Origin of the sequence: Luteolibacter sp. LG18 (genome assembly GCF_036322585.1) — a bacterium.
GTDB lineage: Bacteria > Verrucomicrobiota > Verrucomicrobiia > Verrucomicrobiales > Akkermansiaceae > Luteolibacter.
On record NZ_AP024600.1, the window covers coordinates 5,131,236 to 5,155,157 of the forward strand.

Here is a 23,922-nt window from a genome sequence, read left to right on the forward strand (position 1 = left end):
AGGGACGGATACGCCATGGGCCCCGGGTTCTCACGACACGACCGGATTTTTCCGAAAGATTGGGAACCCTCGCGAAATCCGTGGCCATTCCGCCGTCTCCACGCCAAGCTGGCCGCTCATGAAACCGCTCGATCCCGCCGAATGGCCGCGTCTGGTTGCCCCCGGCAGCCGCGTGTTCCTGGCGGGCGGGGCCTCGGTGCCCTTTGCGCTGGTCGGATCGATGCTGGCCCACGCTGACCAGCTCAAGGACATCGAACTGGTCCATATCCACGGCCTCGGTGACACCCCGTGGATCGAACCGCGCTACGAGAACATCCTGCGCACCAACTCGTTCTTCCTCACTCCCGCCGTCCGCGCGGCCGTGGAACGCGGTCAGGCCGACTACACCCCGTGCGCGCTCTCCGAGGTAGCCTGGTTGTTCCAGAACGGCCAGATGCCCATCGATGTGGCGCTGATCCAGGTCACCCCGCCCGACGAAGATGGCATGTGCTCGCTCGGGGTCAGCGTGGACGTGGTGAAGGCCGCCGTCGGCTCGGCCCGGATCGTGATCGCCCAGATCAATCCGAAGATGCCACGCACCGGCGGCGACACCCTGGTGCCGGTTTCCCGGATCGCCCGCTACCTGGAGCACACCTCGCCACTCCCCGAGGCCCACCGCGACGAACTCGACCCACGCCATGAAAAGGTCGGCCACTACGCCGCCCAGCTCGTCGAGGATGGCTCCACCATCCAGGTCGGCCTCGGCAACAGTCCGGAGGCGGTCGTCCGCGCCCTGCGGAAACACCGCCACCTCGGCATCCACTCCGGGATGTTCAATGACGCGCTGATGGAGCTGGTCCGCTGCGGCGCGGCCGATCATTCCCGGAAGAACTACAAGCCCGGCAAGATCATCGCCAGCCACGTGCTAGGCAGCCGCAAGCTCTACAAGTTCGTCGACGGCAATCCCGACATCGAGCTCCACCCCAGCGATTGGGTGAACGATCCCCACCGCATCGCGCGGAACCACCGGATGGTGGCGATCAATGGCGCGCGGGAAATCGACCTCACCGGCCAAGTGGTGCGGGATGCCAGCGGCCACCGCTTCTACGGCGGAGTCGGCGCGCTCCAGGACTTCATCCGCGGCGCGGGCCGCAGCAAGGGTGGGCAACCGATCATCGCCCTGACCTCCACTTCGGACGAAGGTCGGCGCTCCCGCATCGTCACCGGTCTGGCCCCCGGCAGCGGCGTGGCCACCGGCCGCGGCGATGTCCACCACGTGGTCACCGAATACGGCGTCGCCAGCATCTACGGATGCAGCATCCGCGAGCGGGTGGCGCGGCTGGTGGAAATCGCCCACCCGGACCACCGCGAGGCCCTGCTGGCCGGCGCCCAGGACCGCGGCTGGCTGCCGAAATTCTTCACCCGCCCGGCCACCTCGTCCGGCGTCGACCGCGGCTGGATCCAGTTTGCCACCGGACGCTTCTTCTACCGTCCGCTCCACCCGAGCGACATGCGGGAGCTCCAGCGATTCTTCTATTCCCACGACGAGGAAACCGTGCGCCTCCGCTACGGATACCACCGCGAGCGCATGACCGGCGAATCCGCCTACAAGCTCGCCGCCGTGGACCAGGCCCGCGACGTCGCGCTCGGCCTCTTCACCCGCCAGGACGGCCCCGAAACGCTTCGCGCGATCGGCCGTTACTACCTCGATGACGATGGCACCAGCGCCGAGGTCGCCTTCGTGGTCCATGAATCCACCCGCCGCTCTGGCATGGCCGGATTCCTGTTGGGCGAGCTGGCGGTGGTCGCGAAGCGCCGTGGCCTCGAAACCCTGTGGGCCTCCGTGCTGCCGAACAACCACGCCATGGCCGGGCTGTTCCTCTCCGCCGGAGCGGTGGAGGACCTCTCGGTTCCCCGCGATGAAGACCGCGTCTTCCGCATGCGCGTGGACCGGCTCGTGAAGGAGCGGAAGAAATACCTCGAACACAAACACATCCATCGCCTCGAACGATGACCGGACCGGCACGCATCGGCGTCCACTGGGATGCCCGCTATGAACGGCACGACACGGGTTTCTGCCACCCGGAGTCGGCGAACCGTTACCGCATCCTCCGCGCCGCTCTGGAGGAACTCCCGGACGACATCGTGCGCCTGCCCGGCCGCCGTGCCACCGTTTCGGAAATCCTGCTCGCCCACGAACACTACTACCACGACCTCGTTTACCGGGATGCCGAGACCTTCGCCGATTGCCTGCGCACCGGCGATACCGCCATCTGCGAGGAAAGCTACGAGGTCGCCCGCGAGGCCACCGGCGCGGTGCTGGAGGCCGTGGATGCGGTGATGCGCGGCGACGTGACCCGCGCCTTCTGCGCCGTCCGTCCGCCGGGCCACCACGCGTCCTCCGCGCGGGGCATGGGCTTCTGCATCTTCAACCACGTGGCGGTGGCCGCCCGCTACCTCCAGTCCCACCACGGCCTGCGCCGCATTGCCATCGTCGATTGGGATGTCCATCACGGGAATGGCACCGAAGCCATCTTCCTGGAAGACCCGGATGTCTTCTACCTCTCGCTCCACGAGCAGGGCATCTATCCCTACACCGGCCCCGCCACCGAACACGGTCAGGGCGAAGGCAAGGGCGCGACGCTCAACCTGCCGCTTCCTTTCGCCTCACCGGGCCCCACGGCCCTCGCCGCCTGGAACGAGTTTGCAGCGCCCGCGCTCGATGCCTTCCAGCCCGAGTTCCTGCTCGTCTCCGCGGGCTTCGATGCCCTCGCTTCCGATCCCATCGGCGGCCTGCGCTGGGACAATGCCACCTTCACCGCCCTCACCCAACGCTGCACCGCCATCGCGCGGAAATGGTGTGGCGGCAGGATGGTGTCTTCCCTCGAAGGCGGCTACGATCCCGAAGGCCTCGCCGCCGCCGCGCTCGCGCATGTGGCGGCGCTTCAGTAGCACAAGCATTCCTGCTTGTGAGTGAGGGCGGCTCGATGCCCCGAACGCGTGGTTATTTCACCACCGTCGCCCCGCCGCGCTCGCTCCAACGGTAGATCGCATCGCCATTCCGCTCGCTGCGGCACTGGCTCATGAACCAGCCGAGGCTGTCGTTCCACGCGAAGTCATACGACACCACGCGCCGGATCTTCGAAACCCCTTCCGGCACCGGATGCAGGGTCGTGACCCGACGGACGTAGGAGCCTTGGAAGCCCTCCTTATCCTTCGAATTGCCATCGAGGATGTAGGCCACCTCGATCTCCCACGGCTGGAGCCCGGTGCGCAGCGCCACCAGTTTCACCGCCGTGGCGGGATCGAGATCATTGCTCGGTGGACCGGCATAGGCGGCGGCCGCCACCAGCCCGAACACCACGACCATGAAGCAAAGGAGTTTCCGCATTCCGATGGAACGAAAACCCCTTGCATCTTATTCAACCGATTTTTTCGGAAAAGAACCGGAGCAGGGTCGCCACGGCCACCCGCGACAACGCCGGGTTGTAGCGCGGTCCCTCGTCGCGCAGGAACGCGTGGGCGGCATTGAATTCGTGCCACTCGAAATCCACGCCGGAATCCTCCAGCGTCTGGTGGATCAAGCGGCGGCCTTCCACCGGCACGTGCGGGTCCTGACGGCCCCAGGCGAAGAGGAACGACGACTTCGCGGACTTCAGCCGCTCCAGGGTGTCATCGCATTTCCCCGCCCCCAGCGTGCTGGAGTGGATGTCCGTCGGATAGAACGCCACCACCGCCTCGACATCCGGGTGGAACCCGGCGCGCACCGCGAGGTGGCCACCGAGGCAAACGCCGTAGCTGCCAATCCGGCCGGTGCAGGCCTCATGGCCCTTCAGGAAGGCCGCCACCACCGCCGTATCCTCGTCGTAGGACGCGATCTCCTTGGTGAACTTCAGCTCGTTGCCACGGTCCGATCCCGCTTGATCGTAGGCCAGCACGGAACCGAGCTCCTCGAACTCATGGTAAACCTCCGGCACCGCCACCACGTAGCCCTCGCCCGCCAGCGCCGCCGCCATCCGCCGGATCGGACCGGTGACCTGGAAGATCTCCGAATAGAAGATCACCGCCGGGCGCGGACCGATCCCGTTAGGGATGAAAAGATGCACCCGCATCGGACCGCGGGTGGTGGTGAGATCGACGTGGGATTCGGAGAGGATCGACATGCCGGAGTCTCGACCGGTTTTCCGCCCTCCGGCCAGCGAAACCCGTCCTCCCGCCACAACGGCCTTTCCTTTCCCGGGGATTCCCTAAACTCGCACCCATGCGACCCGAATGGCCGGCCCCGTCTCCGCTCAAAGACCACTGGCTCCTGTCCAAGGAGCTGATTTTCCTCAACCACGGTTCGTTCGGGGCCTGCCCGAAACCCGTGCTCGCGGCCCAGACCCGCCTCCGCGAGATCATGGAAACCTCGCCGCTCCAGTTCATCCATCGCCATCGCACCGAGCGGATGGACGAGGCCCGCAACGTGGTGGCCCCGTTCGTCGGAGCCGATCCCGCCAATTTCGTGTTCGTGACGAATGCGACCACCGCGGTGAACGCCGTGCTCCGTTCACTGGAGCTGGCACCGGGCGATGAAATCCTCACCACCGACCACGATTACAACGCGTGCCGCAACGTCCTCGTCGAGGTCGCCCGCCGCACCGGGGCCCGCATCGTGGTGGCCCATGTCCCCTTTCCCATCCTCGGTGAGGACCAGATCGTCCAAGCGATTGTCGACGCCGTCACGCCCCGCACCCGGCTGGCGCTCCTCGACCACGTGACCAGCACCACGGCCCTGGTGTTCCCGCTGGAGCGGATCATCCGTGAGCTGGAGGCCCGCGGGGTGGACACCCTGGTCGATGGAGCCCACGCCCCGGGCATGGTGCCGCTCGCTCTCGAAACGCTGCGTCCGACCTACTACACCGGCAACCTCCACAAGTGGGTCTGCGCTCCCAAAGGAGCCGCCTTCCTGTGGGTCCGCCCCGACAAGCAGGACGGCCTGCAACCCGCCGTGATCAGCCACGGCAACAACACTCCGCGGCCCGGCCACTCCCCCTTCCAGGATCGATTCGACTGGCCTGCCACCTACGACTTCACCGCCTGGCTCTGCGCCGCGGAATCCGTCCGCTGGCTCGGTGAGCTGCTGCCGGGCGGCTGGCCGGAACTGATGTCCACCAACCGCCAGCGGGCGATCGAGGCCCGGCGTTTCCTCTGCGAACGCCTCGGCCTCGAGCCCCCTTGCCCGGAATCCATGCTTGGCTCGATGGCCACCCTTCCAATGCCGGGCCGTCTCACCGAGATCGCCGATCCAACCGCACCCGATCCGGTCTATACCCGGCTCCACGATGAGTTCGGCATCGAGCTGCAGATTCCCCGCATCCACGGCCAACGCTGGCTCCGGATCTCCTCGCACGCCCACAATGCCGCGGACGAATACCGCTACCTCGCGGATGTGCTTGGGAGACTAACGACAAAATAACCCTCTCCTCCAAGCGGCTCGATTTTGACAGGATTAACAGAATTCTCAAAATTCACAGATTAAAGAACGCTGTCTGAATGCCCCCAAAAGGGATCCCGTGAATTCTGAAAATTTTGTCAATTCTGTCTGAATCTGCCCAAGCCCCTCTTGGAGCAGTTTCTCAAGGTTCCTCGCCACTGACCCATCACGCGGCCTCGAAGCAGCGCATCGAGATGCTGCCGTTCTGGAAACTCTCGTGAGTGAAACGGATGTTCTCCCCCGGCAGCATCGCGCCCAGCGTGTAGAGCATCGGCAGGTAGTGGTCGTTCGTCGGCACCGCGAGCCGAGCGGTTTCGCCGAGCTTCGCGTAATCGAACAACGCCACGTGGTCGCCCTGTTCCAACCGGTCCTTCACCCACGCATCGAACTCCAGCGCCCACGACGGTACCCGCGGATCACTCTCGTCCCACGAGATCCGCCGCAGGTTGTGCACCACGTTGCCGCTGCCCAGGACGAGAACGCCGCGCTCGCGCAAACGTCGGAGCTGCTGGCCCAGTTCATGGTGCCACCCGGGCGGCTTGTCGTAGTCGATCGACATCTGGAATACCGGCACCGAGGCGTCCGGCCACAGATGGCGCAGGATGCCCCACGCCCCGTGATCGAGCCCCATCTCATGATCCTCATGAACGCGGATCGACGTCACCTCGTCCGCGACCCCGCGTGCAATCAACGGCTGGCCCGGCGCGGGATAGCGCAAGCGATACAGCTCCTCCGGAAATCCGCCGAAGTCATGGATCGTCGGCGGTACCGGATTCACCGAAACCCGCGTCTCCCCGCGCGTCAGCCAATGCGCTGAGATCACCAGCACCGCCGCAGGTCTGCCGTGGCGCTCGCCCAGCTCCCGCAGCGAACGGGTGAAGGCATTGTCCCGGATGATGTTCATCGGGCTGCCATGGCCGATGAAGATCGCCGGCTGCCGCCCCGTCTTGGGAGCCAGCTCCACCGCGTTTTCCAGATCACTAAGGTTCATGCCGCGAGACTACCCCAGCCCTTCCCTCCCGGGAAATGCCCCTTCGTTGGCCTCAGCATGCAAGGCGTTGAGCCTTTAGGCGAGGAGGGTCTTCAGAGGGAGGCGGAGTCTGGCGAGCCGGAATGGACAAGTAGCCCTCCTAAAACCTCGACTCCCTTCCCACCTCCCCCCTACACCCGGGGCGGCACATGGCATTGGAGATCGCAATCATCGGAGGCGGCCCCGCGGGACTGCGCGCGGCGGAAGTCGCGGCGCAAGCGGGCGCGCGCGTCACCGTCTTCGACGCCAAACCCTCCGTTGGCCGCAAGCTCCTCGTCGCCGGACGCGGCGGCCTCAATCTCACCCACGGCGAGGACTTCGAGGGCTTTGTCACCCGCTACTCCGGCCCGGATCAACCTGATGGCTTCTGGCGCGGCGTCCTGGAAGCCTTCACCTCCGCCGACCTCCGAGCGTGGGCCGCCGGTCTCGGCATCGAGACCTTTCAACAACGCACCGGCCGTGTCTATCCGCGTGAAATGAAGGCCGCCCCGCTGCTCCGACGCTGGATCGAGCGCCTGCGCGGACTCGGTGTCACCTTCCACATGAACCATCGCTGGACCGCGCTCCATCACGGCGCGCGCATCCTGCTCGGCTTTGATCAACGCGAACACGCCTGCGACGCCGTCATCCTCGCCATGGGCGGAGCCTCCTGGCCCATCACCGGCTCCGATGGCGGCTGGGTCCCCGTCATGCAAAACCTCGGCATCCGCGTGAATCCCCTCGTCCCCGCCAACTGCGGCTGGGAACACGCCTGGCCCGCCGAAGTGCTCGCCATCGCCGAAGGACAGCCGCTCAAGAACATCGCCGTCCGCGCGGGCAACACCACCGCCACCGGCGAACTGATGGTCACCGCCTACGGTCTGGAAGGAGGCGCGATCTACCAGCTCGGAGCCGCCCTGCGCGCGATGACTGAGCCGGTGATCGAGATCGATTTCAAGCCCACCTTCACCGCGGACGAACTCGCGCGGAAGCTGGAATCCGTGAAGCACGACCGCCCCGCCGCCTGCCGCGAGCGCTGGAAACTCTCCGCCGCCGCCCACGCCATCCTCACCCACGGCCTGCCCGCGGACATCGATGCCACCACGCTCGCCCGGCGCGCCAAGGCCTGTCCCATTCCCCTCACCGCGCCGCGCCCCATCGCCGAGGCCATTTCCTCCGCGGGCGGCGTCTGCTGGAGCGAACTCGATGCCTCGCTCATGCTCAAAAAACTCCCCGGCGTCTACGTCGCCGGGGAAATGATCGACTGGGAAGCCCCCACCGGCGGCTACCTCATGCAAGGCTGCTTCGCCACCGGCACCCACGCCGCCAAAGCAGCTCTGCAAAGGAGTTGAGCCTTCAGGCGAGGAAGGTCTTCAGAGGGAGGCGGAGTCTCCAGAAATTCTTAGCCGCAAAAAGGCACAAAAAACGCAAGAGGAAGAGATCCGTTCGCGATTGGCAGCCCCTCCATCTTCCCCCATCACACCGGCGGAAAGCTAATCCCATGCTCCGCGGCGATCGCCATCAGTGCCGGAAAATCCGGCGGCCCGCCCTTCTCGAACTCCGCCGCACAGCGCCCGAAGAACACCTCGAACCCCGCCGGAGCCGTATGGACGATCTGCTTCAACGGCCCGTCACCGATATTCCGGAACGTGTGGAACGAGTTCTTCGGCATGTAAACCGTGGTCCCCGGTCCGGCCTCCGTCCACACGCCATCCAGGAAAAACTCCGCCCGCCCCTCCAGGACGTGAAACCACTCGTCCTCATTCGCATGCATGTGCGGCGGCGGTCCGCCACCCGGCGGCGTGATCGCCGTGAACATCGCGAACTGCCCGCCGGTGTCCGAGCCATCGAGATGCACATGCAGTTCATCCCCGAACGCGCGGATCACGCGACCTTTTCCCGGAGGCAACAAAACAGGCTGAGGGCTGGGATTCGTGCTCATGAGGAATCCGTCTAACCAAACCAAGTCCACCTGGCAACGAGCCTTTTCTCTCTCCAATTCGTGTCCATTCGCGTTCATTCGTTGTAACCCTCTTCTTTTCGTGCGCCTTCGTGCCTTTCGTGGTTTCTCTTCCGACAAAACCCACATTTCCCGGCACGTAACTCCCCACCCATGAAAACCCTGTTCCCCTTTCTCCTTCTGGCCACCGGGTTGGCCCACGCGGCCCCGCCCCGCCCGCCGATGAAGGACTTCCTCGGCCTCAACGGCCACACCGTCCAGTTCAAGCCGGACCTCTACCGCCCCGTCTGCAGCGTGGTCCGCGACTACCACCCGGTGGAATGGGATCTCGGAAAGGAAACCGCCGTGCTACCGAAACTCCCGATGGCCAAGAACGGCGTCCCCTGGGACAAGGTCTATGGAAGCTGGAAGGACAAGGGCTGGACCATCGACGCCTGCCTGATGTTCGAATCCATTCCGCGCGACCAGTGGAAGGACGTGCCCGCCGATGCCAAGGCCTACGGCCGCGCCATCGCCAAACAATTCGGCCCCTCCTCCACCACCCCGCTGCTGGAGTCCGTGGAGATCGGCAACGAACCGGGCAAGTGGTCCGATGACGACTACGCCACCATGCTCCGCGCCATGGCCGAGGGCATCCGCGAGGGCGACCCGAAATTGAAGATCGCCACCTGCAACCTCACCACCGGCAAGAGCGGCGACTACGAAAAGAGCGTCACCACCATCGAGAAGAACCTGCCGCTGGTGGACGTGCTGAACATCCACTCCTACGCCCAGCTCGAAAACTGGCCGACATGGAAACGCAGCTTTCCCGAGGATCCCGCGCTGAAGAAATACCTCCCGGACATCGAGGCGCTGTGCAAGTGGCGCGATGAAAGGTGCCCCGGCAAACCGGTCTGGCTCACCGAGTTCGGCTACGACAGCACCACCAAGCCATCCCCCGCCTCCGGCACCTTCTCGAAATGGGTCGGCGTCAGCGATCTACGGCAGGCGCAGTGGTTGACGCGCTCCGTCCTCGTCTTCTCCGCCATGCCGCTCGACCGCGCGTATGTGTATTTCTTCGATGACAAGGACGAGCCGCAGCTTCACGGCAGCTCCGGTCTCACACGGAACTTCCAGCCGAAGCCCTCCTTCCACGCGCTCTCGCATTTCCAGAAAGTCCTCGGCGACTACCGTTTCTCCCGCATCGTGAAGAACGAGCCCGGCAAGGTCCGCCTCCAGGAATACATCCACGCCACCGATCCGAAGAAAGTCGTCTGGGTCATCTGGTCGCCCACCGGCGAGGACAAGTCGTTCTGGCAAGCCATTCCGAATCTCCCCGGCAAGCTCACCGCCATCGAGCGCATGCCGCTGGATGGAAAGCTCGTCAGCATCCCGACGAAAACGCCGCTCTCCGTCGAAGTGACCGAATCGCCGCTGTATCTCATGATGGAGAAGTAGGCGAAGCCTGCAATGTAGCCGGAAGCTCCGCTTTCGGGGTGTATCGGACGGCTCCAGTCGTCCGGCTGGGTGGACGTCGTTTGGCCTGACCACCACCGCCAACGGAGCTGGCGGAGACAATTCGAAAGCAGAGCTTTCGACTACATCGCAAAAAAACGCCCGCAGGTCTCCCCGCGGGCGTTCTCCATTCAAGGCGCGATCAAGCCGCTTCCGTCTTCACCTCGGTGACCTCCGCGGCCACCGCAGGCGTCTCTTCCTCGGGCGGCTGTTCCTCCTTCAGCGTTTCCCACGCGGTGAGCAACTGCATCATCGCCTGGAACACACCGGCCTGCGCACCGGGTTGGCCGCCTTCGCCGCCACCACCCAGCATCACCAGTTTCTCCGGCACCAGCGGCTGCTTGCTGTCGGCCAGTTCCGTGGCCACCAGGTTGAGCGCATACAGGCGGTTGTCGCCGAAGGCGGACACCTTCTGGCGGCTGACCTCGGCTTCCGCCTCACCGATCTGGGCGATGCGGGACGCTTCGGCTTCCGCCACCTGGCGGATGCGCAGCGCCTCACCGTGGCCGTTCAGCTCGGCCACGCGGGCCTGGCCTTCGGCGAGCGCGATCTCGCGCTTCGCGATGCGCTCGGCCTCGGCAAGCTGGGCGGAACCGCGGTTCGCGGCCACCTGGATCTCGATCTGCGTTTCCGTGAGGTGGGTTTGGCGCGCGGCCACGGCCTGCGCCTCGTTCAGCTCGCGGAGCTGCGCGGCGGCCTCCTGCTGCTTCGCGAAGGTTTCCTTCTGCTCCTCGGCTAGGCGGCGCTGGCGGAGCTGGTCGAACAGGCTGTCGATCGGGTCCTTGCCATCGTGGGCACGGGCGCTTTCCGGACGACCAATCAGCACGGCCACACAGTTGATGTCATAGCTTTCGAAACGGCGGCCCAGCTCCTCGGTGGCGCGGCGCTGGATCTCCTCGCGATGGGTCAGTAGCTCCAGCATGTTGCTGCTCTGCGCCACGTCACGGAAATAAGCGGTCAGGATCGGATCGAGCGTCTGGCTGATGAGGCGGTTCACGTCACCGAAGCGCTGCACCACGCGCGGGGCCTTCTGGTAGTCGATGTGGAGCACCAGGCTGAGCGGCAGCAGGGGCTCGTAACCGTCGGCGGTGATGAGAGGGATGCTGCTCAGGTGTTCGTCGTACTTGTGGTTCTCCGTCTGGCCGCTGATCCAGCGCAGCACGAAGTTCACCGTCGGCACGAGCTCCACCTTCAGCGCGTACGGGTTCAGGGCGTACTTACCCGGGGTGAGCGCTTGCTTCCAGACACCGCGGCGGCCGGTTTCCACCTGCTCGCCGTAGCGGAAGTTCGAGCCCGTCACGTCGTCACCACTGCCACCGAAGTAGCCGATGACCACGCCCACGTAGCCGATGGGGATGAGCGTCTTCGGCTTCAGCTCCACCGTGGCGAACCAGCGGTTGATGAAGTAAGTGCCGTCCGTGAGCACCTGGAGCTGCTTGCCGCGTCGACCGCCGAGCGCGAGGAACGTCTCCGGGTCCTGGAAGTAATTGTGGCCGGAGCTGCCCTGCGGGTCGCGCACCTCGGGGGCGATCACCTCGCCCGCCTCCAGCGTGGGGCCGTCATGCACGGTGATGACGCCGATGTTGTCGGACTCGGAAAGTCCGCCACCCGGCAGCGGCGGCGTGCCCTTGCTGTTGGTCGGATCACCCACGATCACCGGCACGAAACCATTCTGGCGTTGCAGTTCCTCCAGCCAGTGCTGGGCCATACGGTTCTCCTCCGCGGAGATCGGGCCGGTGTGCACACCCGTTTCCGTGATCACCATGAACACGGCGGTATTGATGGCATACACACCTTCACGCAGGATGCCGCGCTGGCGACCGCGCTGGCCGCCGTTCTCAAGGAACGCCACCGCGTCCTGGAAGCCGTTGCAGTCCGCGATGCGACCAAGCGTCTGCGAAGGCGGCAAGGGGCTGCCGTCACGCGCATACACGTAGCCGATGCGGCCTTCCGCCACGGTCACCAGCGGCACCTTGTGGATGTTGTATTTCCAGAACGGGTAGCCCACGTAGAGGCCACCGCGCAGCACCTTCGCCTGGAAACCGGCCTCGCCCTTCACGGCGATGATGCGGCCCTCGCTGAGTGCACCGCTGGCGGACCACATCTTTTCGATGATGCCCACGCGGCGGTGAGGAATGTAGCGCACCCCGAAGCCGAGGTAGATGATGATGGCGATCGCGAACAAAGTCGCGAACCCGATTCCAATGCTGAACAATAGGCCAGCTATCATGTCTGTCTCTCTTTCTTGTCTCTCTATGGCCGGCCCCGCCTCCCTGCGGAAACGCAGAGGCCGGACCTATGTTGTTGCTGCGAAGCAACGTCTGCCGCGGAGACTCTTGTCAGGAGACACAGCGAACGGACGCGCCCCACGGTGATGCCTACGAGGTTAGCTGTCGGGCTGGAGCCACCATGTGCTCCCGATACCGCAGGTATCGCATGCCCCGAAGACTGCCGGTGGCCCGGAAAACACTTCCGGATCGGCGGTCGGGATTGGTTCCCCCGTTGCTCCGGACCACGCGTCCGGTGCACTCGGCTGACGATGTCGTTCTCAATTCGAACTGGCGTCAGTGTTAGAGAAACCGCCGTTTCCACTCAAGGGGGCTGTTTATAACACACCCTGGATGGTGGGGATTCGGAGCGCGGCCAAGCCGAGAATCCAGACTCCAGAAGCCAGATTCCAGAAAAGAGGAGAGGAAGAGAGACCGATTGGGAGTGAATTCAAAATCCGGAATTCCAGAGCAGAGATCGAATGGAGTCTTCTTCTCTGGATTCTGGCTTCTGGAGTCTGGATTCTCGGCTTGGCCACCACCCCACAAAAAAGCGGGCCGGTGTCACCACCGGCCCGCTTTGGAAAAATCGCTCTTGCAGGAGCCTTACTTGCTCACGCGGCCGTAGCCGGGGACCGGGCGGCCGTTGGCGTCGATCTTGTTCGTCGCCCACAGCACGCCCTTGGCGATCAGGTCGAGGTACTTCGGATCCTGCACCGTGGCGTCGTTGTGGCCGAGGGTGGTGCCGAACACGCGGACCTTCTTGTCGCTGTAGAGGTTCGTCCAGACCACCATCTTCTCGTCATTGCCTTGCTTGCCGGTGGCGAGCTTGGTGGCGGTCGGGAGGACGGTGATGTTGTTGTAGAGTTCTTCGTTGCCGGTGGTCCAATTGGCCATGCCCGCGGTGATCGGGCTCTTCGCGTCCGGCAGGAACGTGATGTCGATCGGCTTCTGCTGGCCGTGACCGGTGGACTGGAGGCCGAGGAAGTCGAACCAGATCGTACGGTCCTCGGAGGTGGTCACCGGCTTCGAGAAATCCTTCTGGCGATAGCTGTGCATCGCGCAGTGCAGCACCACGCCCGGAGTGCCTTCGGTGTGCGGCTTCAGCACGCCCTTGATGGTTTCCAGATCGCTGATGTCGGCGGAGCACTCATCGTGGATGACGAGGTCGAAACCCTTCGCGTAATCCGGGTTGCCGTAGAGCGGAAGCGGCGGCTTGGTGCTCTTGTCGTCCACGTGGATCTGCTCCACGGTGGCGTTGATGCGCTCTTCGATGCCCTTCTTCAGGATGTCCTTCTGGGTGGAGTAGCTGTGGCAGCAGCCGCCGGTGATGAGCAGGATTTTCAGCGGCTTCGCCTGTTCGGCGGCACCGGCCGAGGCGGAGAATGCGAGGGAAGCGCCCAGGAAGGACGCGACGAGATTGCGGGTAATGAGCATGGCTTTAGACGCTAACTAGACAATGAGGTGAGGCAAGCCATACGGAGGCAAAATGCCCGAAATAACAGAAATCCCGGTTTTTTCTCCGGAATCCACTCCGCGCTTCCCGACCGCGGCAAGTCCTTCTAATCAGCGGGCATGTCTCATCTGTTGCTACTCCAGTCCGACGTCCAGTTGGGGGTCGTCCCGACCCAGATCAAGTTCGCCGGCGGCCTCGCCCCGGACGCCTCCGGACGCCTCCCGCGGGAAGCCGACGGCCGCATCATGGTCGTCGCCGAAATGGACCGCGTCTGCGGCCAATCCCCCGTGCGCCCCACCTGCACCCAGGTGACCTACTTCGCCGGCACGGATGCCGGGGACATCGCCGAAATGTTCGGCGGCCTGCGCGCGCTCGGCCTGGAGGTCCACATGATCATGATGGTGGCCGGCGCGAACCCGATGGAGCCCTCCGACGAGGACGCCGTGGTCGCCCAACTCGTCGGCGGACTCGCCATCGCGAAGGAGCACCACATCACCCACGTCTCCTCCACCTCGGTGGAGGAATGGATGCGCGGTGACCGCCGCCGCGATGGCGCGGACTTCGACGCCGCCGTGGCCCAGACCGTGAAGGTCCACGCCCGCGCCGTCCGCGAGGCGGGCTTGGAAGGCTCCTCGATCGTGAACTGGCACCTCGAGTTCCTCCGCCCCGGCGAGTTCAAGACCTTCACCGACATCGGCCGCGTCTGGCAGTTCGTCCAGGGCGTGAACAAGGAGCTCGGCAAAACCTTCTTCAAGATCCTCGCCGATGCCGCCCACTGCGGCGACTCCGGCCTCTCCATCCCGGAAAACCAGGTGCTCATCAAGAAGGTCGCCGCCGCCGGCGAACTCGGCATTTTCCACGCCTCCGCCAAGACCACCCGCGGCTGCCTCTCCACCGACGATGGCTGGATCGCCGCCCTGCTCGGCACCGCCGCCAGCACCGGCGAACTCCGCCACGTCTTCGTGGAAGTCTTCCACCATGAGGATGAAGGTCTCGCCCCGCTCCGCGCCCTCGATCCCGGCCACGGCATCGATACCCGCGACGGCCGCACCTACACCCAGGTCGTCATCGACGGCCTCGTGGACGTCGCCCGCCGCCTGAACAACCTCAAGGCCCGCGGCATCCTGAAATAACGAGCCCACTCCCCGGCGTGGCGCGCGCCGGGGAAAGGCCGTGGAATCCTTCTGAAATTTCCGAGGGATTCCACACGAAGAGGTGGAGACCGTCCGTGTGCGGTCTCCACCACCATGCGACCCCTTCTCCTTGCCATCATCGCGCTGACAGCGCCCGCGGTTTCCACGGGAGCGGAAGCGAATCCATCCGGCTTCGCCCTCCAGGACGGCGATACCGTGGCCTTCCTGGGCGATAGCATCACCGCGGCCCGGAACTACTCGAAGATCGTCGAGGACTACACGCTGATGCGTTTTCCGGAGCGGAAGATCCGGTTCCTCAATGTGGCCAGAGGCGGAGAAACCGCCCAAGCAGCCCTCGAGCGGCTCCAGAACGCCGTGCTCGACCAGCACGTGACCGTCCTCACCGTCGCCTACGGCATCAATGACATCGGATGGGGCACCAAGGCCGATTCTGAACACGAGGCCGCCTATCTCGATGGCCTCGATAAGATCATCACCCGCTGCCAGGAAAAAGGCATCCGCGTCTTCATCTGCTCCGCCGCCATCACCTCCATCCCGCCGGACGAGGCGGAGAAAGGATTTCTCCAGCAAATGTGCGACAAAGGGCTGGCCCTCGCCAAGGAGCGGCACGCCGGGACCATCGATCTCATGCGCCCCATGCGCGAGGTCCAGCGGCGGGTGATCGCGGCGAATGCCAACGAAAAAGACCCCGCCAAACACACGCTGCTCCACACCCCGGACGGCGTGCATCTGAACGACCTCGGCCAAATGGCGATGGCCTGGGCCATGCTCAAGGGCCTCGGAGCACCCGCCGATTCATCATCCGCCATGATGGATGCGCGTCTCGGCATGGTCGTACGCCAAGAGGCTTGCAAGATCGGCAATGTCGCCATGGCTCCGGACAGCTTCAAATTCACCCGCCTCGATGACCGGTTGCCCTTCAATCTCTCTCCGCTCTGGGTGCTGATGGGCTGGCACATCCCGCTCTCCGAGGATCTCAACCGCTACCAGCTCACGATCGCCGGCCTTTCCCCCGGCACTTATGAAATCACCGCCGATGGTCGCGGCATCGGCAAGTGGAACGAGCAGCAATTGGCCAAGGGCATCAATATCGCCAGCGCCAGCGCGGTGCCCGGCGAACCCGGTGGCCCGTGGCAGATCCAGGGCCAGCTCACCGCCGCGCTGACAAACGTGCGTGATGAACTCGAAGCCATTTCAGCCTCCGAATCCTCGCTGCTCCCGAAGGATTCCGGCAAGGAGGAGCTCATCGCCCGGACCCGGGCAATCGAAGGCGAGATCGTGGCGCTCCAGCGGGACATGGCCCGCCCGGTGCCGGTGGCGTTCGAAGTGAAAAAGACGGCGGCCAAAGAGTAACAACAGCGTGGCTGAAAGCTCTGCTTTCAGGATGTAGGGGGAAGCTCCAGCTTTCCCTCTTCGGGGATGAAATTCGCTTCCCCTCTGCCGAATTCCCTCTTGGCAGCCACGCATAACCATGTTCATTCTTGGACATTCATTGCATGAAAAAACACTCCCTCTTTCTCGCCACCAGTCTCTTGGCATGCCTTTCTCCGCTCCACGCCCAGGAACCGGATTCGAAGCAAATCGAAAACCGCATCGGCAAGGCGGAGCTGAAACCCGACGACAAACCCGCCTTCCCCGCTCCGCCCGCAGGCTTCAACAAGCGCCGCGACGGCATCCCGCATGGCAAAACTGAACTCATTTCCTACGAGTCAAAATCCGTCGGCACCACGCGAAAAATGACCGTCTACACGCCACCCGGCTACAGCAAGAACACCCGCTATCCGGTGCTCTACCTGCTCCACGGCATCGGCGGCGATGAAACCGAATGGCCGCGGCTCGCCTCCCCGGACGCGATCCTCGACAATCTGATTGCGGACAAAAAGGCCGTGCCGATGATCCTCGTGATGCCGAATGGCCGCGCGCAGAAGAACGACCGCGCGGAGGGCGACGTCTTCCGCCAGGCCCCCGCCTTCGGCGAGTTCGACAAGGATCTCTTCGGCAGCATCATCCCCCATATCGAGAAGAACTACAGCGTCGCCACGGACCGCGACCACCGCGCGCTGGCGGGTCTTTCGATGGGCGGCGGCCAGACCCTGAACTTCGGCCTTACCCACCCCGAGATCTTCGCTTGGATCGGCGGCTTCTCCTCCGCCCCGAACACCAAGCCTCCCCGCGAACTACTGCCGGACGCGAAGAAGGATGCCGGGAAGTTCTCCCTCATCTTCCTCTCCTGCGGCAACAAGGACGGCCTCATCTCGATCAGCCGCCCCTTCCACGAGTATCTAAAGGAAAGCAACGTGCCCCACATCTGGCACGTGGACGACCACGGCCACGACGGTGCCCACTGGGCCGCCTCCCTGCATCACTTCGCCCAGCTCGTCTTCAAGAGTTGAGCCTTCAGGCGAGGAAGGGCTTCCCGACCAACGCCAGCAACTCCGCCAGCCCGTCCACGTGATGCCGCGCCGTGTCCGTGCGCGGCACGGCGGGCCGCAGCGTCTGCACCGTGGGAATCCCCAGCGCGTTCCCGGCCGCGATTTCGGAATCCGCGTTGTCCCCCACCACCAGCGCCTCCAGCGGCGCGATGCCGTGGCGGCGCAGGATCTCCTCGAACAGCCCCTTCTTCCCGATCCTCCCCGGCAGGTCCACCGCGTCGATGTGGATCTCCTTGAAGTAGCGGTCCAGCCCAAGAGCAGCCACCTTGCTGCGCTGCAACCCCTCGAACCCCGCCGTCACCAGAAACAGCGGCACAGGAAGCTCCGCCAGCAGGTGCAGGTCACCGTAGCCCGTCATCGGCACCGTCACCCGGATCGCCTGGTTCGCCTCCCACGCCGCGGCCCGCATCTCCTCGGGAAAGCCATGCTTCTCGAACACGTGATCCAACGGCTGCCTCCAGCAATCGAACTCGATGGCCGCCAGCTCTCCCTCGGAAAAACGCCCGTGGTTCGTCCGCCGGATCGCCTCGAACAAGGGGTCAAGCAGCGCCCGCCCCGGCTCATCGGCGGCGGCCAGGCAATTGTCGAGGTCGAAGACGATCGCTTTCAGCATGGCCGCACCATCGCCGCGATCAGGTATTTCGCCAGCCCAGCCTGCTCACTTCACCGGAATCGGGGTCACCGGGATCTCCTCCGTCGCGCCCCGCAGGAAACGCCCGAGGAAGGCCGCCAACCGTTTGTTCAGCTCTTCGCTCGCGAAGCCATGCCCGCCGCCCTCGATTTTTTCCAGATACGAGCTCACCCCGGCCTTCTTCAGCCGCTCGTCCAACAACTCCGCCTGCGCGAACGGCACCAGCGGGTCCTTCGTCCCATGGGCCGTGAACACCGGCGGATCGCCCGCCGTGATGTAGGTCGCCGGAGAAGCCTGGCGCTGGAGCGTCAACCGGTCCTTGCCCGGCGGGAAAAGCTGGTCCTGCGGGTCGATCGCGTCCGCCCCTTTGAACATCTTGCCCTGCCACGTCATCGTCTCCAATTGCACCGGCCCGAACCAATTCGCCACGCAACTCACCTTGCTGCTCACCGTGGGCTCGTGTCCGAGATCCCCCTCGAGCGTGCGGGTATCGCCATCCAATCCGATCAACAGCGCCAGGTGCCCGCCCGCGGAAACACCCGTCGCCGCGAAACGGTCCGGATCCAGCCCATGCTCCTTCGCATGCGCGCGCAGGTAACGCACCGCCGCCTTGCAATCGTGGATCTGCGCCGGCCACGGCTGCTGGTCGGTAAAACGGTAGGCGACCGAGGCCGCGGCATAGTCACCGCCCGCCACCAGCCCCGGCAGCAGTTTCGCCCCCTCCGACTTGTCCCCGGCCCGCCACGCCCCGCCGTGGATGAAGATCACCAGCGGCAGCGGTTTGTCGTCCTTACGCTTCTCCGGAAGGTAAAGGTCCAGCATTTGGTGCGGATCGTCCGTATCCGCGTAGGCCAGATCCCTCGTTACCACCACCCCCGCTGGATCGGCGAAACAAGGCAGGACAAGCAACAGGTACGCGGGAACACCAGACCTCCGGAGCATCCCGCATGCTCGGAAATCCTCCGTCCCGGGCAAGCGGGAACTTCCGGGTGGAAAAACCGCCGGAATGGTTCACCTTCCGCGCCTCGTAGCCCGATCCCGCAAGCCACCGACCGTGCTCCCCGTCATGTTTTTCCGGCTTCCCGCTTCTCCCATTCTCTTTCTCCTCATGTGGATCGCCTCGGCGACCGGGGTCCTGGCCGCCGGACCGCCGGTCAACCTGATCCCGCCATCAGTGCAGGACAGCGCGTCCATCGGCAACAAAATCACCGCCAATCGCGGCCTGTGGAGCAATCTGCCGACCTACGGCTACCAATGGTTCATCAATGGAACCCCGCTGACTGGAGCCACCTCCCTGACCCTCACCGTACCGTCGGTCAGCGGCGTTCTCAAATGCCGCGTTTCCGCCACCAACCGGAGCGGCGGACCGGTGATCGCATGGACCGGCGATTGCGAGGTCCTCGATTCCGATACCCGGACGCGCCTTTCGAAAACCTCCGTGTCCAACCCGGACGCCCGGATCGAGCTCGATGAATTCACCCGCGCCGCCAAGGCCATGGGACTCTGGAGCCGCCTGATGTATGTGCCCTTCGGCACCAGGCACGGGGCCGGAGTGCCACTGGGAGGGGGCGGATATCCCACCTCCATTCCCGCCTCGAACCGGGTGGACACCCCTTGGGTCATCACGGGCACGAGCTACGGGGAATACGGCACCTCGCTCGGTTACAGCATCGGCGGCCCCCAATCGCAGTACATCACGATGGGATTCCCCTACCGCCCCCAGGACAATGCCATGTTCGGCTGCCTGTTCCGGATCCCCGGCACACCACCCGCGGGCGGCATTTTCGGCGGCAACATGCCCTCCTACGGCTCCCCCAATCTTCCCGGTTTGCTCCTCCAGACCTCCGCCGGCATGCCGGTGATGGGCTTCGCGCTCACCGCCGAGCGACCATCCGACGCGAACCGGAACGTGATCTATGCTCCCCTGGTGCAAGAAGTCGCCAGTGGCTATGCCTCGGGCACGAGCGCCTATGATGGAGGAGACCAGTGCCTGACGGCCTCACCGGTATCATCGCCGACGTTGACCCTGTCCTACCGGAGCATCGGCGAAGCACGGAAGCACGCGGTCCACAACGGCAAGGCCCTGCGGGATGCCCCCACCGTGTTTCCGCTGGCTTCATATGGCAGTCCGGCCAATTGGCGCATCGTTGGCCCTACGCTCGGTGGGCCCGATCCCGGCATCCAATATGGCTTCCTGATGCTCTACGGCACCAAACAGGAAATCGCCGCCCTCCCGCTGGAACAAATCCATGCCCTGCTCTGCTCCACCCTGCTGCGCAATATCGTGACTCCCATCGGAGTGCTCACCACCGGCCAGAGCAACTCCACGATCCAAACCAGCGAGGCCGCCTTCGGCCGCCCAGATGGGGTGGGCGGGCTTCCCGGCATCACCGCCAACCAGCGTAACGCCAGCTACGGGGGAACCCCCATTTCCAACTGGCTGGTCAACTCGCTGGCAGCCACGGCCAGCCTCGAACAAAACCGCAAGCTGAACTCCGAGGCCGCCTTCGCGACTCCCATCCGCGGATTGAGATACCTGGATTCGTGGCAAATCGGAAAGGACACGCTTCCCACCAACCCGATCGTCCGCGCCCATACCCGGAACCTGTTGATCTGGAATCAAGGCGAGAGCGACACGGAGTACCAATTCGAAGCATTCAGATATGAATTCCTTCTCCGCGCCCTCCTCGGCTTCCACAAGGCGGATCGGGGAGACGACATGAGGACCATCCTTTGCCTGGTCGATTACGACCCGACCCTACGCACCTACCCCGCTTGCGGAGACTTCACCCTCAGCGGCCTGACCGGCCCCGGAGCAGCCGCCAACGGCCACTACGTGATCACCTCCACCCAGGATAAATACGACTACTTCTTCCCCTACCAGTGGACGAACGGCTCCTGCGTTCTCCGGAAGGAAGGCAGGAACTGGGTGCTGCGCATGGACGGGCAGGCGATCGCCACCAGCACCGGTCCCACCCGCGAACACCCCGAGCTTGCCACCGGATGGACCCTCGCCAACGGCGGTGGTCTTCCGACATTCAGCGAATCCCGCACCGGCAACATCGAAAGGGTGCGGCAGGCCATCCGCAACGTGGCCGCATCCGATCCGGACCGCATCCGCACCATCGACACCCGCGATTTCCCCCGCACGGTGGCGGGCGACAGTGTCCACTGGTATGGCTCGGATGGCAGCTTCTCGCCCGCTCTTCCGATCTACGGCGCACGCGTCCGGAACATCGTCGCCGATCCCACTTTCTGGGGTGCGCCGCGGCTCGCAGGCATCGCTCCGGTCACCGTGGGGATCACACGCGTCAACCTGCAAGGAGCTCCCTCGACTTCATACCGCATCCAGCGCTCCACGAACCTGAGCACCTGGACCACCTTGGGATCAGCCGTCACGGACAGCAGCGGACATATCGACTACCTCGACGAGGAGGCCCCCGAAGAGCAAGCCTTCTACCGGCTCAGCCTTTGATCCGGGTTTCATTTTCGTGATGACGGCATTTCACACCCGCCCGTGGTGATTTCGCTCCGTCGCGGCGGCGATCCGGGGCTACAGTCGCCCCACGCTTCATGACCTCCGCCGATGGCCAACTGATCCTCTTCACGCTCGGCACCGCCGGGCTGGCGGTGATCGGGTCGCTGCCGGCGGGGCTGGCGGTCGGCTGGTGGCTGGCACGGAAGGACTGGCCCGGCAAATCTTGGGTCGAGACCTTCCTCACCTTACCGCTGGTGATGCCTCCCGTAGCCACCGGCCTGATCCTGCTGAAACTCTTCGGGCGGCGCGGCCCGCTCGGCGGCTGGTTGGAGAAAACCTGCGGCATTCCCATCGTGTTCACGTGGAAGGCGGTGGTGATCGCCCTCGCGGTGATGTCCTTCCCCCTTCTGGTCCGCTGCATCCGCACCGCCTTCGAGGAAATCCCGCGCCATCTGGAGGAAGCCGCCGCCACGCTGAGCAAAACCCCGTGGCAGGTGTTCTACCGGGTCAGCATCCCCCTCGCCCGCCGCGGGATCCTCGGCGGGATCGTGCTGGCGTTCGCCCGGGCCTTGGGGGAATTCGGGGCCACGGTCATGGTCGCGGGCTTGATTCCCGGGGTGACGGAAACTCTGCCGCTGGCCATCTACCGCAGTTTCCAGACCGGGGACGACTCCCGCGCCTGGCTGCTGGCGGGGATTTCCGCCCTGATCGCCTTCCTCGCGGTATGGATCTCCAATCGCCTCACCCGCACCCGCGGATTGATCTGAGCACCGGCGAATCCCGCCAGCGGCGGTTTTACCCATGGGATCCCGGCCCGCCGACATTCCGTGTTGTCAAGCGGCCCCCGCGTTCCTAGGTTCCCGTCCCGTTCCCGACCCGTCGATGCGTGCCCTGCTCCTACTTCCCTGCCTGCTGGTGACCTCCTGTGCCCTGTTCAAGAAAGGCACCGGCGAGTCCGCGGCCAAGCCCGGCGTGATCATCTACCAGGCTCCGAAGGAGTATCAGACCAAGGAAAACATGTATCTGCCGGACGGCACTCCGGCGAAGCCCGCCCAGGCCGCCGCGGACAATTCCCTGCCCGCCATGGGCCCGGCTCCAATGAAGCCCGTGCCCACTGCCGACACCACCGGCTTCCGCACCCCGGATATCACCAGCAAGCTTCCCGAGGACAAGGAGTTCCGCGGCAGCTCTGCAGCCCAGAAGGCCGGCAACAACCAGGGCGTGATCGCCAAGCCGCCGACCTCAAACGAGTGATTTCCGCCTCAGGGAGGCGCTTTCCGTTTCCCGTGCTGGCCATTCGCGGCGTCACCGCCTACGAACCGCCGCCCGTTCCCGCCCTGCCATGCCCCGCCCGCCGAAAAAATTCGTCCCTACCCCCTTCGAGTATCATCAGGAGATCGAGCTGAAAATCGATGCACTGAGTAACCTCGGCCAAGGACTCGGACGGATCGATGGCTGGGTGGTGTTCGTCCCCTTCTGCTTGCCGGGCGAAACGGTGAAGGCCCGCGTTTACCGCAATGACAAGAACTGCTCCCACGCGGATCTCGTCGAGGTGATCGAAAAGGCTCCGGAACGCGCCGAACCCGCCTGCCCGCTCTTCGGAGACTGTGGCGGCTGCCAGTACCAGCACCTCACCTACGACGCCCAGCTCGCATGGAAAACCCGCCAGGTGGGCGAGCTGATGAAACACATGGCCAGCGTCACCTTCCCGGTGAATCCCTGCCACGGCTCGCCAAAGCTCTGGAACTACCGCTCGAAGATCACCCCGCACTTCGCCCCGCCCCGCGAGGGCACGATCGGCGAGATCGGTTTCCTCGCGGTGGGCCGCCGGTCCCAACTCGTGGATGTGCCGCAGTGCCCGATCGCGATGGACACCATCAACGAGGCCCTACCGGAACTCCGTGCCGACATCCGCGCCCAGGCGAAGTCCTTCAAACGCGGTGCCACCCTCCTGATCCGCGCCACCGAGGGCCACATCGAGACCAACCCGAAAGCAGTGGTCACCGAGAAAGTCGGCGACGTGTCCTTCGATTTCCTCGCCGGGGACTTCTTCCAGAACAATCCCTACATCCTGCCCGAGTTCACCGGCCACGTGGCGGAGAAAGCCAAGGCGGGCGGCACGAAATACCTCGTCGACGCCTACTGCGGCTCCGGCCTGTTCGCCCTCACCTTGGCGAAGCATTTCGACAAGGTCGCGGGCGTGGAGGTCTCCGAGACCGCCGCCGAGTGGGCCCAGCGGAATGCCACCAAGAACGGCATCACCAACGCCACTTTCCTCGCCGCCAGCGCCGAGGCCATCTTCGCGCAGATCGACTTCCCCGCGAATGAGACGGCGGTGGTGATCGACCCGCCGCGCAAGGGCTGCACCCGCGAGTTCCTCGACCAGCTCGCCGCCTTCGCTCCGGCCCGCGTCGTCTACGTCTCCTGCGACCCCGCCACCCAGGTGCGCGACCTCGCCATCATGCAGGAGCAGGGCTTCAAGCTGGAAGACGTCCAGCCCTTCGACCTCTTCCCGCACACCCGCCACCTGGAGTGCGTGATGACGTTCGTGCGGTGATGCGCTCGTTTTTCCCCACAGCTTCATCG

General features: G+C 64.7%; 20 protein-coding genes and 1 riboswitch. Of the genes, 12 read left to right on the plus strand and 8 right to left on the minus strand.

The annotated features are described in order from the left end of the window. Positions 1-118 precede the first annotated feature (118 nt). A complete protein-coding gene (locus llg_RS20470) occupies positions 119-1,993 on the plus strand; it encodes a GNAT family N-acetyltransferase (protein WP_338286901.1) in 1,875 nt (624 codons plus the stop codon). Continuing rightward, on the plus strand, positions 1,990-2,931 hold the full coding sequence (locus llg_RS20475) for a histone deacetylase (protein WP_338286902.1): 942 nt from the start codon (positions 1,990-1,992) through the stop codon (positions 2,929-2,931). Before llg_RS20470 ends, llg_RS20475 begins: the two co-directional genes overlap by 4 nt. A 52-nt stretch (positions 2,932-2,983) precedes the next feature. Here llg_RS20475 and llg_RS20480 read toward each other — a convergent pair whose 3' ends face one another. Then, a complete protein-coding gene (locus tag llg_RS20480; RefSeq protein WP_338286903.1) occupies positions 2,984-3,370 on the minus strand; it encodes a hypothetical protein in 387 nt (128 codons plus the stop codon). Positions 3,371-3,401: 31 nt separating this feature from the next. Next, on the minus strand, positions 3,402-4,142 hold the full coding sequence (locus tag llg_RS20485; RefSeq protein WP_338286904.1) for a dienelactone hydrolase family protein: 741 nt from the start codon (positions 4,140-4,142) through the stop codon (positions 3,402-3,404). A gap of 98 nt (positions 4,143-4,240) precedes the next feature. On the opposite strand from llg_RS20485, the gene llg_RS20490 reads away from it, so the two are divergent. Next, on the plus strand, positions 4,241-5,437 hold the full coding sequence (locus llg_RS20490) for an aminotransferase class V-fold PLP-dependent enzyme (protein ID WP_338286905.1): 1,197 nt from the start codon (positions 4,241-4,243) through the stop codon (positions 5,435-5,437). Positions 5,438-5,621: 184 nt separating this feature from the next. Here the strand turns inward: llg_RS20490 and ygiD are convergent, their stop codons facing one another. Beyond that, positions 5,622-6,446, minus strand: a complete 825-nt coding sequence (gene ygiD / locus llg_RS20495) for a 4,5-DOPA dioxygenase extradiol (protein WP_338286906.1) — start codon at positions 6,444-6,446, stop codon at positions 5,622-5,624. A 188-nt stretch (positions 6,447-6,634) separates the two neighbouring features. On the opposite strand from ygiD, the gene llg_RS20500 reads away from it, so the two are divergent. Further along, positions 6,635-7,816, plus strand: a complete 1,182-nt coding sequence (locus llg_RS20500; protein ID WP_338286907.1) for a TIGR03862 family flavoprotein — start codon at positions 6,635-6,637, stop codon at positions 7,814-7,816. 125 nt (positions 7,817-7,941) lie between these two features. Here the strand turns inward: llg_RS20500 and llg_RS20505 are convergent, their stop codons facing one another. Next, entirely contained in the window at positions 7,942-8,352 is a 411-nt protein-coding gene (locus tag llg_RS20505) for a cupin domain-containing protein (RefSeq protein WP_338286908.1), read from the minus strand. Positions 8,353-8,577: 225 nt separating this feature from the next. On the opposite strand from llg_RS20505, the gene llg_RS20510 reads away from it, so the two are divergent. Then, positions 8,578-9,861: a cellulase family glycosylhydrolase gene (locus llg_RS20510; RefSeq protein ID WP_338286909.1), complete on the plus strand. Its 1,284-nt coding sequence runs from the start codon at positions 8,578-8,580 to the stop codon at positions 9,859-9,861. A 199-nt stretch (positions 9,862-10,060) separates the two neighbouring features. Here the strand turns inward: llg_RS20510 and llg_RS20515 are convergent, their stop codons facing one another. Next, the gene (locus tag llg_RS20515) at positions 10,061-12,148 is read right to left on the minus strand and encodes an SPFH domain-containing protein (RefSeq protein WP_338286910.1); all 2,088 of its coding nucleotides are present in this window, start codon (positions 12,146-12,148) and stop codon (positions 10,061-10,063) included. A 130-nt stretch (positions 12,149-12,278) separates the two neighbouring features. Then, positions 12,279-12,463, minus strand: a riboswitch (cyclic di-AMP (ydaO/yuaA leader). Between the two features lie 328 nt (positions 12,464-12,791). Then, positions 12,792-13,622, minus strand: a complete 831-nt coding sequence (locus llg_RS20520; protein WP_338286911.1) for a ThuA domain-containing protein — start codon at positions 13,620-13,622, stop codon at positions 12,792-12,794. Positions 13,623-13,760: 138 nt separating this feature from the next. Between llg_RS20520 and llg_RS20525 the strand changes: the two genes are divergently transcribed. The 3 genes from llg_RS20525 (at position 13,761) to llg_RS20535 (ending at position 17,188) form a co-directional block, all read left to right on the plus strand. Then, positions 13,761-14,774, plus strand: a complete 1,014-nt coding sequence (locus tag llg_RS20525) for a hypothetical protein (protein ID WP_338286912.1) — start codon at positions 13,761-13,763, stop codon at positions 14,772-14,774. Between the two features lie 114 nt (positions 14,775-14,888). Beyond that, on the plus strand, positions 14,889-16,148 hold the full coding sequence (locus llg_RS20530) for an SGNH/GDSL hydrolase family protein (RefSeq protein WP_338286913.1): 1,260 nt from the start codon (positions 14,889-14,891) through the stop codon (positions 16,146-16,148). A 143-nt stretch (positions 16,149-16,291) separates the two neighbouring features. Further along, the gene (locus tag llg_RS20535; RefSeq protein WP_338286914.1) at positions 16,292-17,188 is read left to right on the plus strand and encodes an alpha/beta hydrolase-fold protein; all 897 of its coding nucleotides are present in this window, start codon (positions 16,292-16,294) and stop codon (positions 17,186-17,188) included. A gap of 4 nt (positions 17,189-17,192) precedes the next feature. On the opposite strand, the gene llg_RS20540 is transcribed toward llg_RS20535, so the two are convergent. Next, positions 17,193-17,840: an HAD family hydrolase gene (locus llg_RS20540; RefSeq protein ID WP_338286915.1), complete on the minus strand. Its 648-nt coding sequence runs from the start codon at positions 17,838-17,840 to the stop codon at positions 17,193-17,195. Between the two features lie 45 nt (positions 17,841-17,885). Further along, on the minus strand, positions 17,886-18,680 hold the full coding sequence (locus llg_RS20545) for an alpha/beta hydrolase (RefSeq protein ID WP_338286916.1): 795 nt from the start codon (positions 18,678-18,680) through the stop codon (positions 17,886-17,888). A 286-nt stretch (positions 18,681-18,966) separates the two neighbouring features. Between llg_RS20545 and llg_RS20550 the strand changes: the two genes are divergently transcribed. The 4 genes from llg_RS20550 (at position 18,967) to llg_RS20565 (ending at position 23,893) form a co-directional block, all read left to right on the plus strand. After that, on the plus strand, positions 18,967-21,333 hold the full coding sequence (locus tag llg_RS20550) for a hypothetical protein (RefSeq protein WP_338286917.1): 2,367 nt from the start codon (positions 18,967-18,969) through the stop codon (positions 21,331-21,333). Between the two features lie 98 nt (positions 21,334-21,431). After that, entirely contained in the window at positions 21,432-22,103 is a 672-nt protein-coding gene (gene modB, locus llg_RS20555) for a molybdate ABC transporter permease subunit (RefSeq protein ID WP_338286919.1), read from the plus strand. A 115-nt stretch (positions 22,104-22,218) separates the two neighbouring features. Then, entirely contained in the window at positions 22,219-22,590 is a 372-nt protein-coding gene (locus llg_RS20560; RefSeq protein WP_338286921.1) for a hypothetical protein, read from the plus strand. An 88-nt stretch (positions 22,591-22,678) separates the two neighbouring features. Then, positions 22,679-23,893, plus strand: a complete 1,215-nt coding sequence (locus tag llg_RS20565; RefSeq protein ID WP_338286922.1) for a class I SAM-dependent RNA methyltransferase — start codon at positions 22,679-22,681, stop codon at positions 23,891-23,893. The last annotated feature ends 29 nt before the right edge of the window (positions 23,894-23,922 follow it).